Origin of the sequence: Persicobacter sp. CCB-QB2 (assembly GCF_001274635.1) — a bacterium.
GTDB lineage: Bacteria > Bacteroidota > Bacteroidia > Cytophagales > Cyclobacteriaceae > Persicobacter > Persicobacter diffluens.
Genome location: NZ_LBGV01000001.1, coordinates 2,360,122 through 2,376,180, shown reverse-complemented (window position 1 = coordinate 2,376,180; position 16,059 = coordinate 2,360,122). Strand labels below are relative to the sequence as shown.

Below are 16,059 nucleotides of genomic sequence, written 5' to 3'. Positions count from 1 at the left end.
GTTACCAATTTTTTGCAATTCTCACGACTCAAGCGCTATATCTTTGCTAAATTTATACTAAAATCAGATGATTTCTGAAGCTTTCGCTACTACTGCATCTAATCCGTTGATATCTTTTCCTCCTGCGGTTGCGAAGAAAGGCTGTCCGCCTCCGCCACCTTTGATTTCTTTGGCTAATTCTTTCACCAATTTACCGGCATGCAGCTCTTTAGCTTCGATCAGATTCTCAGAAACCACAACAGCTACCTGTGGCTTGCCTGCAACATCAGCTGCCAATACCATGAAAAGGTTCTCTGTTTCGTTTTTCATTTGGAAACAAAGGTTTTTCAATTGGTCAGCCGCAGGAATGCTTACTTTTTTGATGATGACATTCACGCCGTCTTTTTCAACCACGGCATTTTTCAAATCACCTTTAAGTGCTTGTGCTTTCTCCGAATGCAATCCTTCGATTTCCTTGGCCAAAGCAGCGCGTTCTTTCATTAAGGCATCAATCGCTTTTACCGCATCCTTAGGATTTTTCAAAGCTTCTTTGATCGCCTTTAACTCTTCCGCTTCTTTATTGATATAAGCCTCGGCACCATCAGCAGTTAGTGCCTCAATACGACGAACACCCGCCGCTACTGAGCTCTCTGTGGTGATTTTGAACAAACCAATCTGACCAGTGGCCGGAACGTGCGTACCCCCACATAGTTCTACCGAATAGTTCGGGTCAAAAGTAATCACACGAACGAAGTCCCCGTATTTCTCTCCGAATAGAGCGGTTGCGCCCAGGTTTTTCGCTTCAGCAATTGGGATGTTGCGTTTCTCATCCAATTGAATATTCTCGCGAATCTTTTGGTTCACAATCTGCTCCACCTGAGCAATTTCCTCATCGGTCATTTTGGAGAAATGAGAGAAGTCAAAACGCAAAACGCTGTCTGATACAAAAGATCCCTTCTGTTGAACATGATCTCCTAATACCGACCTCAAGGCCGCATGCAACAAGTGTGTAGCGGAGTGATTGTTCATAGAAAGTCTGCGCTTGTTAGCGCTCACTACTGCATGGAAATCCGCCTCTACATTGGCCGGCAATTCCTTCATCAAATGAATCGAAAGATCATTTTCTTTCTTGGTATCGATGATGCTGTATTTCTTTCCATCTGCTTCAATGTAGCCGGTGTCACCTGCCTGCCCTCCTGATTCCGCATAGAATGGTGTGGTATCCAATACTACCTGGAAGAAGCTTTTCTTTTTATCTTTTACTTCACGGTAACGCAAAATTTTGGAAGTAGCTTCCAAATGATCGTAACCAATGAATTGTACATCTTCGCCTTCGTTGACAATCGTCCAGTCCGAAGTTTCGGTTTTGGCTGCATTACGGGAACGATCTTTCTGTACTTGCATTTCCTGCTCAAAACCTTTTTCGTCGATTTGCAGTCCGTTTTCACGAGCAATCAAAGCGGTAAGGTCTACCGGGAAACCGAAAGTATCATAAAGTTCGAAAACCGTTTTACCATCAATAGTATCATTGTTGGTGGTTTTTAACTCCTCACGAATCGTATCGATTTTTCTCAAACCGGTGTCCAAAGTGCGTAGGAAAGCAGATTCCTCTTCCATGATCACCTTGATGATGAAATCCTGCTGTGCTTTTAATTCATCAAAAACACCCTCGAATTGCTCACATAATAGTGGCACCAAGGTATTCATGAATGGCATTTTGAAGCCCAGGAAGGTATAACCGTAACGAACCGCACGACGCAAAATTCGTCGGATCACATATCCGGCTTTATTATTGGAAGGCAACTGACCATCGGCAATCGCGAAGGAAACCGCACGGATGTGGTCCACAATTACGCGCAATGCGATGTCAATTTTCTCATCTTTACCGTATTCTACTTCTGCTTTCTGTGCAATGAACTGGATCATTGGCTGGAAAACGTCGGTGTCGTAGTTGGAGGTTTTTCCCTGAAGCGCCATGCACAAACGCTCGAATCCCATACCGGTATCCACGTGTTGCGCAGGTAATTTAATCAGGCTGCCATCCGCCATGCGGTTGAATTGCATGAATACCAGGTTCCAGATTTCCACCACTTGTGGGTGGTCTTCATTCACCAAAGTTTTGCCTGGAACGGCTGCAATTTCTTCTTCTGTACGAAGGTCAATATGAATTTCAGAACATGGACCACAAGGTCCCTGCTCGCCCATTTCCCAGAAATTGTCTTTTTTGTTTCCGTTCAGAATGCGCTCTTCCGCAATCAGGGCTTTCCAGAAATCATAAGCTTCCTGATCTCTCTCCAGTCCTTCTCCCTGGTCGCCTTCGAAAATCGTCACATAAAGACGGTCTTTCGGCAATTGGTAAACGTCCGTTAATAACTCCCATGCCCAGGCAATAGCGTCTTTTTTGAAGTAATTTCCAAAAGACCAGTTGCCCAGCATCTCAAACATGGTGTGGTGGTAGGTGTCAATCCCCACTTCTTCCAAATCATTATGCTTTCCAGAAACCCTCATACACTTTTGGGTATCGGCGGCTCGATTGTAGTCAGCGGTTTTGTTGCCTAAAAATAGATCCTTGAACTGGTTCATACCTGCGTTGGTGAACATCAAAGTAGGATCGTCTTTCACTACCATCGGTGCAGAAGGTACAATTTGGTGTTGTTTGCTTTCAAAAAACTCCAAAAATTTCTGTCTTATTTGCTTGGAATCCATGTAATTGATTAACTAAATTTTAAATTGCTGCACAAGAAAAGTTATGTTTTACCTCAAAAATTGCATAACTTGCCTCGTCAATTTGATATTATCTGCAAAGGTAAGGGAACAATTACCCTGACCTAATTTTTATTTGACAAAAATAGCAGATTTTTAGAAATCATACTCAACGGATGGCCAAGATAAAATACTATTACGATACGGAGACGTGTCGATACGAACAGATAAAATTAACCAAATGGGACAAGTTCCTGAATTTTATGGGCTTTGTGTCGGCGAGTTTGGCTTTTGCCATTGTCCTAATGATTTTGTTTGGGGTGTGGTTTGATTCGCCCAAAGAGGCCATGCTCAAAAAAGAGAACAAGGAGCTGAAATATCATTATGATATTTTGTCTGAAAAGATCAACAATACCACCGAGATGCTGGCTTATTTAGAGGAACGGGATGCGAATATCTACCGTGTTATTTATGAAGCGGAGCCGTTGCCGAATGAAATTCGCCAGGGCGGAATCGGAGGGAGTTACCGTTACGCCGATCTGCTGGATAAGGGGATGGAGAAGGAAGAATTGATTATTGATACCTATAAGGAAATTGATGAGCTTAAGAAACGCCTGTATGTACAGACAAAATCTTACGATGAGATTTTGACTTTAGCGAGAAATAAGGAAAAGCTTTGGGCGTCCATTCCGGCTATTCAGCCCGTGAGTAATTCCGATTTAAAAAGGCTGGCTTCCGGCTTTGGCTACCGTATTCACCCCATTCATAAAATTAAGCGTTTACATACCGGTTGTGATTTCTCAGCACCAAAGGGAACGCCTATCTATGCTACAGGCGGAGGGAAAGTGGTAAAGGTGAAAACAGATTTCAGTGGATATGGAAAGCACGTGATCATAGATCATGGTTATGGTTATAAGACGCTATATGCTCACATGCAGGATTTTGCAGTGAAAAGAGGGGAGAAGGTGAAAAGAGGAGATTTGATTGGTTATGTTGGGAATACCGGTTCGTCTACCGCACCCCACGTGCATTATGAAGTAAGAAAAAATGATCGCCCCGTGAATCCGATTAATTATTTGTATCAGGGAATCACTCCTGCTGAATATGAAGAATTGTTAAGACTGGCATCGATCGAAAACCAATCGTTGTCTTAAGGCCTGTATGCTGCTATTTTGACTTAGTTGTTGGTGAAAATCGAAATAAGGTTTTGCCAATTTTTAATAAAAATCAAAAGAATAATACCCGCATAGTTTTTGGGCTTTGCGGGTATTTTCTTTATTTCTGAAAAAATAATGTGTTAATTAGCAGGAACAACGAAAGTTTAACGACCCATTTAGCTTTTTGAATAGTGCCATATAAAGAGAAGGAAATATTAAAAAAATACTACACCATTGGGGAGGTCGCAGAGATGCTACAGGTTTCTACTTCTTTGATCCGATTTTGGGAAGGAGAATTTGGTATTATTCGACCTAAGAAAAATCGAAATGGAAACCGACAGTTCACTAAAGAAGATATTGAAAATGTGAAGTTGATTTATCATTTGGTGAAAGAGAAGGGCTACACCTTACAAGGAGCGAAGGATCTGTTGAAAAACAATACGAAGGAAGTCAAGGATAAATTGGAGATAATAGAGTCTCTAAGATCTTTAAAATCCTTCCTCATTGACCTCAAAACACAATTGTAGTAAAAGCGCATCAGCAAAAATTGATGCCATGGCCCTAGGGATGGTTCCCGGGGTTGGATCACAAACTTTTCGAGCGCTAATTGCTCATTTTGGTTCTGCCACGCAGGTTTGGGCTGCTGAAAAAAGTGCCCTGCAAAAAGTAGCAGGAATTGGTCCTACGATCTGCCAACATTTAGTCAATTCCCATTATTTTATATCTTTGGCTCATCAGGAATGGGAGCAAGCCACCAAGAAAGGTATTGACATTTATATCCTATCCGAGGATAACTATCCCCATCGACTCAGGCAAATCCCTGATGCTCCACCCGTATTATTTGCTTATGGCCCGGCTGATTTAAATCCAACCTACACCGTGGCCATTGTGGGTACCCGAAAAGCCACCGCTTATGGCAAAAGCTTTCTGGATGATTTTTTTCAGGATATTGCCCCCTATCACCCTACAGTTGTTTCCGGATTGGCTTATGGTATTGATATTTACGCCCATCAGCTGGCTTTAGACTATGAATTACCGACCATAGGGGTAATGGCCTCAGGGATGAATATTATATATCCCAGGGAGCACCGCGCTGTGGCGAAAGAAATGGTGCGTCAGCAAGGGGCTTTGTTGACGGAAAGTCCCTTGGGGATTCAACCGGAAGCCATGTTGTTTCCGGCCCGAAACCGCATTATTGCGGGAATGGTGGATGTGGTGTTGGTCATTGAGGCGATGAGCTCCGGAGGCGCTTTAATTACTGCTGATTTGGCCAACCAGTATGACCGGGAGGTAATGGCATTGACCGGCCCCTATCAGGCGAGTAAAAGTGAAGGTTGTCATCAGTTAATCAAATCGAATAAGGCCCACCTGATGACGGATGCGGAGGATTTGATTCAATTAATGTCCTGGGAAACCCAAGAGGAGCAAAAAGAAAAGCACGTTAAAATGCCGGATAATCTTACATTGTTAGAAAAAGAAGTTTTTTCCTTTATTTCAGAAAAAACGACGCCGGTTGTGATTGATGAGTTGAAGTTGAATTTTTCACATCAATTGCCTTTGTTGTCCTCCTCTTTATTGAACTTGGAACTTGTGGGTTTAATTCAAAAATTGCCTGGTGGTGTATTTGGAGCAAAGGGGAGAGTCAGATAGATCAGCAAGAACATTTCATGAAGTGGGAAATATTCGGTGGGTTCCCTAAATTGCGCCCATAATTGATTTTGATATGACCATAAAGACCAACTTTTCCCTTTTGGGTTTAAATACTTTTGGAGTGGCCGAAGAAACGGCTTTTTTTACTTCCGTATCCTCAGTGGCGGAAGTTCAGCAGTTAATCAAGGAAGAGGTGTATCAATCTCATCCTTCCATGATGTTGGGCGGAGGAAGTAATGTGCTGTTTACGGAGAGGTATGAAGGTTTGGTGGTTCAAAATCAAATCAGGGGCCGGGAACTGTTACAGGAGGATGAGGAGCATGTTTGGGTGAAAGTGGGCGCCGGAGAGGTTTGGCATGATTTCGTGCTGTATTGTATTGAACAAAATTGGGCCGGGGTAGAGAACATGTCACTGATTCCGGGTTCTGTAGGTGCTGCACCCATTCAGAATATTGGGGCTTATGGTGTGGAGTTAAAAGATGTTTTTGAGTCCCTGGAGGCCGTGGAAGTGGAAAGTGGTGAGCTTAAAACTTTTCGCCATGCGGATTGTGAATTTGGCTATCGTGATTCTATTTTTAAACGGTGGGCAAAGGGGAAGTTCATTATTGTGAATGTGACATTCAAATTGAATAAAAGGCCCAATTTTAATACTACTTACGGGGCTATTCAGCAGACTTTGGAAGAACAGGGAGTGAGGGAGTTGTCCTTGAAAGCGATTGCGGAGGCGGTGATTCATATTCGTCAATCAAAATTGCCGGATCCGGCGGAGATTGGGAATGGAGGGAGTTTCTTTAAAAATCCGGTGATCTCCACAGCACTTTTTGAAAGGCTTAAACAGGATTATCCTCAAATGGGCGGTTATCCTGCAGGAGAGGGAAAGGTGAAAATTGCTGCGGGCTTTTTAATAGATCAGGCAGGATGGAAAGGTTACCGGGAAGGAAATATAGGCGTTCATGAAAAGCAGGCCCTGGTTTTGGTGAATTTCGGAGGGAATAATGGGAAGGCTATTTATCAATTGGCCAAAAAAATACAAGCCTCCGTCCTGGAGAAATTTGGGGTAGAGATTGAGCCGGAGGTGAATATCATCTAGAAAAAAGGAGCAAGAAGAAACAGGGGAGGGAATCCCTTGTTTCTTTTTTTGCGGGCTATGCCTTTTGATGCCTCCTTAAATCCTTGTTTACCTGCAAGACGGGGAAATGAAGGAATTTTTCCTGTTGCGAATTTTTTCCAACGAAGCAGGTGAATGAGGAGAAATCAATTTTTCCGAATTCAAGCTAATTGAACAATTAGTCGAGTCACCTAATATTTACTGATAATAAACGCTTTGCTTTTTTTGAATCTGCAGGTAAATAGAATGGCTTAAATTAGCGGATCCAGTTTTTCTTTTTCTAAAAAAGGAGCTCCTTCATATTTGTGGATATCAATGCCGAATTTTCTCAGGAAGTCCACACCCTCATCACAAGGTAAGCCCTTATATTCTGCATAGGATTTATAATAAATCACTTTTTTAATGCCGGCGCTATAAATAATTCTGGCACAAGGCAGGCAGGGGGCAAGGGTCACATATAATGTGGAACCTTCTACATCCGACTTGTTTTTTACTGCATAAAGAATCGCATTTTGCTCCGCGTGAATGGCCAAAGAACAACTTCCTTTGGAGTCTCTGGAACAACCCGTTCCAGGAAACTCTTCATCGCAGTTGTGGGTTCCTGCCGGTGGGCCATTATAGCCAATTGAGATAATTCGGGTGTCTTTGGCCAGTACTGCGCCAACATGTTTTTTGATACAATGGGATCGACGGGCAATGTTGAGTGCCAGCTCCATATAGATGTCATCGAAATTGGGCCTGCTCATAAAATTTGTTTGTTTGAGTACCGCTCATAAAAAATACTGTTTTTCTGTTTCGGAAAAATTGCGGTACTGAAGTGGTCTTCTTATTTTTCAATAATAAAATTTTGCTCAAATTAATTCTGACCTTTTTAAAAACAAATCTATCAATGATGAAAAATAGCATTTTGGCCGTGGTGGTAATGATTTTGTCTTTGTGGGCAACAGATGGCTTAGCGCAGGAGGCTTTAAAACCGAGGGTAAGTCCATTGGCGGTAGTAACGTTTAAAGAGCACGATACCTATGTGAAGATTACTTATGGTCGTCCACACAAGAGGGATCGGGAGTTGTTTGGGACATTGGTGCCTTACGGTAAGGTATGGAGAACAGGAGCCAATGAAGCCACGGAAGTGACCCTGACCGGTGATGTTCGGGTAGCCGGTAAAATATTGAAGGCGGGAACTTATTCTTTGTTTACCATCCCCAATGAGGACAACTGGACGATTATCTTTAACAATGATTTAGGCCAGTGGGGTTCTTATGAATATAAGGAGGAGGATGATGTGCTGAGAGTGAGTGTATCCGCTGAGCAGTTGGAGTCGATTTATGAGCCACTGACGATGGAGTTTGAGAATATGGAAGATGGGAAAGCCAATTGGTTGATCATGTGGGATTCCACTAAGGCCATTATCCCTTTGGAGTTTATGTGGTAATTTGATCCTGATTATTAATTCCAAGTTCTTAGGGAAGGCGCTTTGAGTCAATTCATTAAGTCGAGTGATGCGTGCTCCAAGCCGTGTTCGGCTGCAGGATACGGAAATAATGGGATTAGACCTATTTCTTTTTTCCAGAAAGCAGAAGGATGAGGAGAAAGCAAGTTTTCCACAATTTGGGCGATTAGAAAACCGGTCGGCTACTCCAAAATGATGAGAATTAAGTTTAAAGTGATTTTTTGAACTCAGTGGCGCATCATGCGGATAAATTTGCTTCAAATCATTACTAAATAAAAAGGCAGTGATTTCGATTAAATCACTGCCATTTTTTTGACCTTTTGTCAAATTGGGATTTACCCATCTAGGGGGTTATGTCTTTATAACTACCAAATCCATTAATGGTTAGAAACTAACTCCGTTCCTCTAAAACCTCTTTTCTGTGCGGCTTCCATTTCTGTAAAATTCATGGAGAAGGCATGGGCTGTTTCAGGCAGAAATTGGATCATTGGGTTATTTTCGTCTCCACTCATTTGCATGATTACTTCAGAGGTGCCATTTTCTTCCCAAGTCCAGGATTTGTCTTTTTTCGAGAATACAAAGGCCCCTTTGGCTCCTTTATGTTCCCCGGCAATTACTTCAATGTCATAGCGGTTTTGGGAAGCGGTTAATTTATAAGTACTGTTTTCCCCTTCCACTACACGTTCTTCGATCTCGCCCGGTCCCATGGAAATAGGATTGTTGCCACCCCAGAATTCAATGGAGTTAAAGATGATGGCATCCAGGAATACGGTTACACCATAAACCGGAATGATGTTTAATCCGAAGAAAAGCAGTGCGTTGATAAATTTATCTCCCACCTGGCCGTTCCAGTTCCACAGTTTTGTAGTTAATTTAAAAGGGCCGTAGCAGCTGGTTTGCACAAGTCCGGCACTCATCATGAAAACTGCCAGTAGAATGGTCGAAAGCTTTTTCATAAACATTTAATTGAAATTAAGATTTAGTGAATCGATTGACTCAATTTTGCAAAAGGTAGTTCAAGTTCTTATTATTCACAAAATAAATTTAATATAAAAAATGCACGATTTAGAGCCTTACAACGGTTGGCATGCTTTTTATAACTCTTCTCAAGATCCGAACTCGCCTTTTTATGAGAAGGTTTATAATTATGACTTATATTCTGAAACTATCTATGGCTATTATATTGATCCTGCATGGGATAATATAGGATCGGAGACATTGTTCATAAAGGTTTTATACGCAAATTATGAACAAGGGATTGTGATATTGGAATTTATTGGTGAGTGGAATGATGCCCTGCATAATGATATCATGGTGTTGAAACGTAATATTTTGGAGCATTTTATATCCTCAGGGATTCGAAAGTTCCTGCTGGTAGGAGAATTTGTGATGAATTTTCACGGTTCGGATGATGCCTATTATGAAGAGTGGTTTGAAGAGGTGGAGGAAGGCTGGATTGCCGCGCTTAATTTTCGAGCCCATGTCACGGAAGAATGGGAAAAGTTTAACCTGGATGAATTTATCGTAATCGGGCAAGATTTAATGATTGACAATTGGAGGACCAAGCCTCCATTGCAGCTGATGCGGCAAGTGGAAGCATTGGTGAGAAAACGTTTGGGCTGATCTTTACTTCAGAACGGTTTCCATGTGAAAGGAATAATGCTTTCCGGTGTGTATTTCTTCCGCAATACAACGCGTTCGGTTGTTTTTTATTTTTCGGAATTTGACCTTGTTGTAAGAAAAGACCGTTCCATTGGGGATTTCCCCTACCTTTGGGCCGGTTGAGAGTGCCTTTATTTGAGCTGATGACTGTTGATCCTTGGCTATAATTTTTTCTAATAATTCCTGGTCTTCTATTTTGAAGACCTCAGCGCCTGCAATGAAATTGTAAACTTTTGCATTTTGAATATTTCGGGCGATGACTTTGGAATTTCTTCGATCGATAATTCGGTAGCATTTTTTGCGGTGAACAAAGCAGTCCCCAATTTCCATATTTTCAAGTATCCAAAAACCTTCTTCCATACGCTCCTGCTCATTTACCGGTCCACGAAGTAATTTATATAATTCGGGGTCGCGCCCGGAAGAGGCCGCAGGGTTTTTCATATGATTTTTTAAAACCGATAATAAGGGTTCGCTATAAATCTCCGGGATTAAAAAGGGCTGCATGAGCTGTTGGAAGGTTTGCTTCCATTCTACTCCGTGGGGTTTTATTTGAATCCCTTTTCGGTTGTATTGCTCAAAACAGTAATGGTGGGCAATTTCATGCACCAGCGTTAATAAAAACTGAGAAGGACTCAGGTTGTGATTGATGGTGATGGTAGGTCCATATTTAGGATGGTTACGGAAGTCCCCCAGTTTACTTTCTCTTTTGTTTTTGATGTGCAAACCAAAAGGTAATTGTTCCCATAGCTGACCAATCAGCGGAAGGGCTGCTTTAGGAATATAGCTTTGAATTAGATCGGTCAGTTTTTTTACGCTCAATGATTTATGTTTTTAGAATATAAAATTGGATATAAGTGGAAATCTCCCGAAAATAGTAATCATCAGCCTGTAGCAACAGCTTTCTTCATCTTTTTCAAAATCTACTTATGCCGTTTCGATTATTCATGGGCGTTTTGTGTTACTTCGCCATGGTCATTCCTTCTTTAGCTCAAGATTACAAAATTAGTGGTTATGTTTTAACTCCTGAAGGAGAAAAATTACCGAATGTCACCATTGGGGTGATTGGCGAGCGTGCCGGGACCCATACCAACGGAGAGGGGTATTATGAATTATGGCTAGCCGGAGGTGAGCATCGCATCCAATTTCAATATTTGGGATATGCACTGGAGATGAAAGGAGTAGTGTTGAATGGAGATCAACGGCTGGATGTGAAAATGCAGGAGCAGGTCATTACCCTGACAGGTATAAATATTCGAGCTAATACGGAGGATCCTGCTTATTATATAATGCGAAAGGCGATTGGCATGGCGCAATATTATAAAAGGCTGGTGAAATCTTATGAAGTGAAGGCCTATACCAAGGGTTCAGGTATTGTGAAGAAGGTGCCGAAATTATTAAAGATGGCCATGGATGATGAGGAGGTGGAGCGTTTTATCAACAAACAGCTGGTGATGGAATCCGTTTCGGAGGTGAAATTTATCCAGCCCAATACCTATGAGCAAAAGGTGTTGTCTTATCGTACCAGTATTCCGGATGCTGATAATCAGGTCGACCCTATGGAATTTGTGACCGCAAGCTTGTATGATGACCAAACTGCAGATTTTATATCGCCACTTTCCCGAATGGCTTTCCGCTATTATAAATTTGAGTACGAGGGTTTGTTTGAGGACAGGGGAATGCAGGTGAATAAAATCAAGGTCATCCCTAAGCAAAAAGGACAACAGTATTACCGGGGGCATATTTTTATTGTGGAGGATGCCTGGTTTCTTCATTCTACGGATTTAACGGTGGCCCTGAGTGTTGGAGATATTCGGGTGAAGCAGCTTTATGCACCGGAAACAGATCAAATCTGGATGCCCAAATCTCTGGAGTTTTCGGGAGACTTGAGTGTGGTCGGTGTGAAGATGTCTTTTAATTATCTGGCGGCTTTAAGTGATTATGAAATTGTTCCTGATGCGGATATTCAGGCACAAATTCAACAGGTGTTGCCAAAGCCGGTCTTGGTGGAGGAACAGGAGGAAGTTGCTTCTGCTTCTGAGGAAGCACAACTGAATAAAAATGAAAGCAAGATACAGGACCTGATGGCGCAGGATAATTTGAGCAATAGAGAGATGCGAAAATTACAGCGTTTGGTGGAGAAGGAAGCTAAAAAAGAGGAAGAGCGTCCGCCATTGGAAATAAAGTCAGGCGTAAAAGTGGATTCTCTGGCTACTAAAAAGAAAGATGATTATTGGAATACCATTCGGCCGGTCTCCTTGACTTCCGCAGAACTGGAGAGCTTTTCGGAGAAAGATAGTGTGGAAGCCATTACCAGTACACCAGCCTACAAAGATTCTGTTAAGGCCGCTCAGATGAAATTTCATCTTAAAGATATAATCCTGGGGGGAAATTATCGATATCCGGATAATAACAGTGTGCTGAATTATCACGGTATATTAAAGGGGATCCACTATAATACCGTGGATGGGATTAAACTATTTTCCGGAATTGACTGGACAAAAAATTATGAGGATGGATCGCGGATTTACCTTCAGGCCGACTATGGTTTTACTTTTTCCCGTGGAGCCTTTTTAGGAGACCTTTTGTTTCGACATCATTATGCTCCTCAGCGTTTTGGGAAATATCAAATAGCAGTGGGGCAATGGACGCAGGATTTTAATGCTTCAGGGGGCATGTTTGAATTCGAGAATGATATTTCTACTTTGTTTTTTGGCTTGAATTATTTGAAAATCTATGAAAAGCAATATTTTAAAATAGATCATGATTATGAGTTGGTCAATGGTTTGATGTTGAAGATCGGTTATGAATTTCAAAACCGACATGCTTTGCAGAATACTACCACCAATACCCTTTTTGAAAAAAGTCGGACGGAAATCACCGATAATAAGCCACTTGTGGTGGGACGAGAAGAAGAGGAGATGTTTGATCATCAGGTGAATATTGTAGAGGTGCAACTGGATTACACGCCCCGACACCGTTATTATTATTCAAAAAAGGGCGTGAAAAGGCATGTGAGGTCTAAGTATCCCACTATTGGACTTCATTATAAAAAGGGATTTTCCACGGACATTGATTATGACTTTCTTTCCCTGGGAGTCAATCAGCAGGTGGATTTGGGATTTTTAGATTCCTTTAAATACGGTGTAAAGGCCGGCGCCTTTTTGAATAACTCAAAAATGTCTTTGGCGGATTTATACTATTCCAACACCCGTCATTTTGAGCTGATGATTTCCAATGTGGATGAGGCCTTCAGGTTATTGCCCTATTACAAATATGGTACGGACGATTATTTCGTCGAGGGACATTTTCATTATACTTCTCAACGACTATTGTTGAAGCGTTTGCCTTTACTAAATAAAAGCTTAATCTCGGAAAATATTGGTTTTCATTATATGAAAAACCCGCAGCTCAATCATTATATGGAAGTGACTTATGGCTTAAGACAGATTTTAGGTTTTATATCTGTAGAAGGTGTAATGGGCTTTGAAGCAGGAGAAAAGCCCTCATGGGGTTGGCGATTGGTGTTAGATGTGCTGTAATAGGATGCTCTCCCGAAGGCAAGCATCCGGTAATGATTAGCGCGTGTTCAAAAGCCAAAATTCGCAGTGAAAATTTGATTATTGCAGAAGCGATAAAGGATTATTTTGATGAAATAGCTGCACTTTGTTTTAGAAATTAGCCAATATCGCTTCCAATAATCCGGATTTGCCGCCGGATGGGGTGCTTTTAAAAACGCTCTTATTGGTAAATTTTTTTCTTTTGACTGAAAGTGGTCTGGCTCCCATCAGGCTGAGTTATGGTGGCCTCCCGGTCACAGCTGCCATCTCCATAGTCAATAGTGCGTGTTTCTGATGCGGTTTCTGAGGTGAAATTCGTTTTTTGTTTGATGCCCGCTACCGGGAATCGCCAGGAAATAGCGGTACAAAGTGATTTGTAAACGAGGGGCTCTTCTATGCGGATTAAATATCGGTGCCCTAGTCGGTTGATGCCTTCGGCTTGCCCGCTACGGTGTCTTTCAAAACCCTCTTCTTCATTTTGAAACTCCAGCACTTCCCACTGGGCAGTTCTGCTAATGCTCCAACCATCCGGACTGCTGATCTGGCCAGCTGTAAGCTTGATCGTAAATTTTTTGTTAATGCCATCCCAGCTTTTGCTTCGAATACCTTCTATTTGGAAATCATTTATAGAGAAATTTTCCGGGCGGATGGTTTTTGATCGATAACGCTCTTTTCGATTTCCTTCATATTGAATAATGATTTTTCCTTTACGAATATCTCCGTTTCTATCGGTCCATCCATCTCCATAATCAATGGTGACTACTTTATTTTTTTCATCCAGGGTTAAATCAAGAGCGGCCCCATAGCCAGTAATTCTAAGGTTGTCTTCAGTAAGGAGTGCTTCTTCAGCAGTGTTTTCCAGCGTATTGAAAATTGCTTCAGCCATTTCTTCATCCTGAAAGGAGGCGGAGTTTAAGTCAGTGGAATAGACCGGACTGTCTTCATTAGATTGGCAACTGAACAAAAATGTGCTTAAAAGAACGATGCCAAGTAATTTAATAGCAATAACTTTCATGATTAATGTACGGTAGGTTTAAGATTCTAATTTTCCGGCCGGAGTTTTATTGAATTCAAACCTTAGATCACAAAAGCTATTCAGGGTTTAATGGGGTTGAAAAAAAATAAGCTGGATTATTATGCTTAAATTCTTGTTTAGCTGTAAGGCGGGAAAAATGAAGGAATTTTTCCTGTTTCGAGTTTTTTCCAAGGAAACAGATGAATGAGGAGAAAGCAAGCTTGCCCGAATTTGGGCTATTTTAAACCCAATACAATGACTTGTATTTGTTTGATTATGAATCACTTAATCTTATTTAGTGTATTTAGCGGTGAATAATTTGGGTTAATGATGGTTATTCGAAAATAACTTTCCGATATCATATCCCTTCAATAATAAGAGAGCTGGTGATACCAGGATTTCAGCGAGCAAAGCGGGAATGAGCACTTTGCCGATTAACATTTCCAATTGGCTAAAAAGAAGACTGTATAGAAGGAAAGTGAACAGTAGCGCAATAATTCGACTACTGAAAATAATGGAAAGAATTTGGAGAATGCGTGTGCCAGGAGCAAAATGATGTAGGAAAAGTGCCTGTCCCAGTGCGCCCAGGGCAAAGGCGGGAAGGCCTAAAAATAAGACCATAATAAAGTTGCCTAAATGGTGGGTAAATTCTATTTCCATCTTACACTCTGTTGAAAGGTAAGTAAATCAATTGTCTCTATATTTATAATAACGGAAATTTTGGGCTTTTGATAGGAGATTTGTCAGTGAAAAATTTTATTGATACAAAAAAAGCATCTTAGATCAATTCTAAGATGCTTTTGGTAGTGTAATCAAGGAATTACTTATAAGCTTACACTTGATGATTTAATTGTTTTTAGGCTGTATACGGTGAGGGTGGTGATTTTGGGGATGAAAATCTAAATATTGTTCAAAAGAAAATCAACCACCTTGTCACCCCGATAGTGTAGGGCGCCATTAGTGAAATCTTCTCCTACGATAAAGTACAATTTAATGTCACCGGCAATCACCCCTCCGAAGTCGGAAATACGCCCCCAGGTTTCACTGGCTAAGGCAAAGCTTTGGTGGGCATTGTCGCTGAAAACAGCAAATTCTTTGAGATTTGCTCCCTCGGGAACAGTTTTGATATTGAGATCCAGGCAAATGATTTTTCCTCTTTGGGGGCTATAACGTTTTTTGAATACGCCCATTCCTTTTCCGCTTTTGACCCCAGCCGGAATAAGGGCATATCCATTTTCCAAAGATTCCTGAGTGGATACGCCTTTTACCAGAAGGTCTAAGGTTGCTGATTCCCGCTTAATTTGAGTCTTGGCAGCAGGCAGGTCATAGCTTTGATCATTAAACTGGATTTTGATCGCTTTATCATTTGAGCTAATGGTGAACACGGGATTTTGGCCCTTTATGAGATTCTTTTTCATTCCCCAATGGCTTAATTCAGCATCTCCTTTATCGTTACACCAGCCCACCGGCGTAGCTTCGCCTTGTTCAGTAATGAGGCGGATAGCGGTTGGTTTAATACTAGCTTTGGTTTCAAAGTGCCCAAAGACGGCTATAAATTTTAAGCTATCCGGGCAAAGAATACTTTCCTCGTAGCCAAAAGGCGGGTTGTTGCGATATTTTTGGATGGTATACAATTCCTTTACCTCGTAAACATCACTTACATTAAATTTTTGGGCATGTAGTACTGGATTTATAAAAAAGGTAATTAATCCCAGTAAATAAAAATATTTCATCTTAAATAAATAGTGTTGATGTCGTATTTCTAATATAGGGAACTT

General features: G+C 41.4%; 14 protein-coding genes. 7 read left to right on the top strand and 7 right to left on the bottom strand.

Going from position 1 to position 16,059, the window contains the following annotated elements; all coding sequences use genetic code 11:
• Window positions 1–63: 63 nt before the first annotated feature.
• Entirely contained in the window at window positions 64–2,685 is a 2,622-nt protein-coding gene (alaS, locus tag NG22_RS10620) for an alanine--tRNA ligase (protein WP_053405704.1), read from the bottom strand.
• A 173-nt stretch (window positions 2,686–2,858) separates the two neighbouring features.
• Here alaS and NG22_RS10615 point away from each other — a divergent pair, with 173 nt between their 5' ends.
• The 4 genes from NG22_RS10615 to murB all read left to right on the top strand — a co-directional run bounded on the left by NG22_RS10615 (window position 2,859) and on the right by murB (window position 6,579).
• Window positions 2,859–3,836, top strand: coding sequence for a M23 family metallopeptidase (locus tag NG22_RS10615; RefSeq protein WP_053405703.1), 978 nt, complete (start codon window positions 2,859–2,861; stop codon window positions 3,834–3,836).
• 194 nt (window positions 3,837–4,030) lie between these two features.
• Window positions 4,031–4,366, top strand: a complete 336-nt coding sequence (locus NG22_RS10610; RefSeq protein WP_053405702.1) for a MerR family transcriptional regulator — start codon at window positions 4,031–4,033, stop codon at window positions 4,364–4,366.
• 28 nt (window positions 4,367–4,394) lie between these two features.
• Window positions 4,395–5,489 (top strand): DNA-processing protein DprA, encoded by a 1,095-nt coding sequence (gene dprA / locus NG22_RS10605; RefSeq protein ID WP_053405701.1) that lies wholly within the window; start codon window positions 4,395–4,397, stop codon window positions 5,487–5,489.
• Between the two features lie 73 nt (window positions 5,490–5,562).
• Window positions 5,563–6,579 (top strand): UDP-N-acetylmuramate dehydrogenase, encoded by a 1,017-nt coding sequence (murB, locus tag NG22_RS10600; protein WP_053405700.1) that lies wholly within the window; start codon window positions 5,563–5,565, stop codon window positions 6,577–6,579.
• 269 nt (window positions 6,580–6,848) lie between these two features.
• Here murB and NG22_RS10595 read toward each other — a convergent pair whose 3' ends face one another.
• Window positions 6,849–7,343, bottom strand: a complete 495-nt coding sequence (locus tag NG22_RS10595; protein WP_053405699.1) for a dCMP deaminase family protein — start codon at window positions 7,341–7,343, stop codon at window positions 6,849–6,851.
• Between the two features lie 143 nt (window positions 7,344–7,486).
• Between NG22_RS10595 and NG22_RS10590 the strand changes: the two genes are divergently transcribed.
• Window positions 7,487–8,029 carry a DUF2911 domain-containing protein gene (locus NG22_RS10590; RefSeq protein ID WP_053405698.1) on the top strand — a complete coding sequence of 181 codons (543 nt, stop codon included), beginning with the start codon at window positions 7,487–7,489 and terminating at the stop codon, window positions 8,027–8,029.
• A gap of 395 nt (window positions 8,030–8,424) precedes the next feature.
• On the opposite strand, the gene NG22_RS10585 is transcribed toward NG22_RS10590, so the two are convergent.
• Window positions 8,425–9,003, bottom strand: coding sequence for a DUF3332 domain-containing protein (locus NG22_RS10585; RefSeq protein WP_172674365.1), 579 nt, complete (start codon window positions 9,001–9,003; stop codon window positions 8,425–8,427).
• Between the two features lie 100 nt (window positions 9,004–9,103).
• On the opposite strand from NG22_RS10585, the gene NG22_RS10580 reads away from it, so the two are divergent.
• Window positions 9,104–9,670: a hypothetical protein gene (locus NG22_RS10580; protein WP_053405696.1), complete on the top strand. Its 567-nt coding sequence runs from the start codon at window positions 9,104–9,106 to the stop codon at window positions 9,668–9,670.
• 3 nt (window positions 9,671–9,673) lie between these two features.
• Here the strand turns inward: NG22_RS10580 and NG22_RS10575 are convergent, their stop codons facing one another.
• Entirely contained in the window at window positions 9,674–10,528 is an 855-nt protein-coding gene (locus NG22_RS10575; RefSeq protein WP_053405695.1) for a SprT-like domain-containing protein, read from the bottom strand.
• Between the two features lie 107 nt (window positions 10,529–10,635).
• Between NG22_RS10575 and NG22_RS10570 the strand changes: the two genes are divergently transcribed.
• Window positions 10,636–13,248 carry a DUF5686 family protein gene (locus NG22_RS10570; protein WP_082305055.1) on the top strand — a complete coding sequence of 871 codons (2,613 nt, stop codon included), beginning with the start codon at window positions 10,636–10,638 and terminating at the stop codon, window positions 13,246–13,248.
• Window positions 13,249–13,447: 199 nt separating this feature from the next.
• Here NG22_RS10570 and NG22_RS10565 read toward each other — a convergent pair whose 3' ends face one another.
• The 3 genes from NG22_RS10565 to NG22_RS10555 form a co-directional block, all read right to left on the bottom strand.
• Window positions 13,448–14,281 carry a hypothetical protein gene (locus NG22_RS10565; RefSeq protein WP_053405693.1) on the bottom strand — a complete coding sequence of 278 codons (834 nt, stop codon included), beginning with the start codon at window positions 14,279–14,281 and terminating at the stop codon, window positions 13,448–13,450.
• Window positions 14,282–14,605: 324 nt separating this feature from the next.
• A complete protein-coding gene (locus tag NG22_RS10560) occupies window positions 14,606–14,941 on the bottom strand; it encodes a hypothetical protein (protein ID WP_053405692.1) in 336 nt (111 codons plus the stop codon).
• A gap of 239 nt (window positions 14,942–15,180) precedes the next feature.
• Window positions 15,181–16,014, bottom strand: coding sequence for a hypothetical protein (locus tag NG22_RS10555; protein WP_053405691.1), 834 nt, complete (start codon window positions 16,012–16,014; stop codon window positions 15,181–15,183).
• Between the last annotated feature and the right edge of the window lie 45 nt (window positions 16,015–16,059).

Bases quoted from the DNA above. Each gene is read 5' to 3' on its own strand.
- murB (WP_053405700.1), top strand. From the start codon at position 5,563: ATGACCATAAAGACCAACTTTTCCCTTTTGGGTTTAAATACTTTTGGA.
- NG22_RS10570 (WP_082305055.1), top strand. From the start codon at position 10,636: ATGCCGTTTCGATTATTCATGGGCGTTTTGTGTTACTTCGCCATGGTC.
- NG22_RS10585 (WP_172674365.1), bottom strand. From the start codon at position 9,003: ATGAAAAAGCTTTCGACCATTCTACTGGCAGTTTTCATGATGAGTGCC.
- NG22_RS10565 (WP_053405693.1), bottom strand. From the start codon at position 14,281: ATGAAAGTTATTGCTATTAAATTACTTGGCATCGTTCTTTTAAGCACA.
- NG22_RS10595 (WP_053405699.1), bottom strand. From the start codon at position 7,343: ATGAGCAGGCCCAATTTCGATGACATCTATATGGAGCTGGCACTCAAC.
- NG22_RS10590 (WP_053405698.1), top strand. From the start codon at position 7,487: ATGATGAAAAATAGCATTTTGGCCGTGGTGGTAATGATTTTGTCTTTG.
- alaS (WP_053405704.1), bottom strand. From the start codon at position 2,685: ATGGATTCCAAGCAAATAAGACAGAAATTTTTGGAGTTTTTTGAAAGC.
- dprA (WP_053405701.1), top strand. From the start codon at position 4,395: ATGGCCCTAGGGATGGTTCCCGGGGTTGGATCACAAACTTTTCGAGCG.
- NG22_RS10580 (WP_053405696.1), top strand. From the start codon at position 9,104: ATGCACGATTTAGAGCCTTACAACGGTTGGCATGCTTTTTATAACTCT.
- NG22_RS10560 (WP_053405692.1), bottom strand. From the start codon at position 14,941: ATGGAAATAGAATTTACCCACCATTTAGGCAACTTTATTATGGTCTTA.
- NG22_RS10555 (WP_053405691.1), bottom strand. From the start codon at position 16,014: ATGAAATATTTTTATTTACTGGGATTAATTACCTTTTTTATAAATCCA.
- NG22_RS10615 (WP_053405703.1), top strand. From the start codon at position 2,859: ATGGCCAAGATAAAATACTATTACGATACGGAGACGTGTCGATACGAA.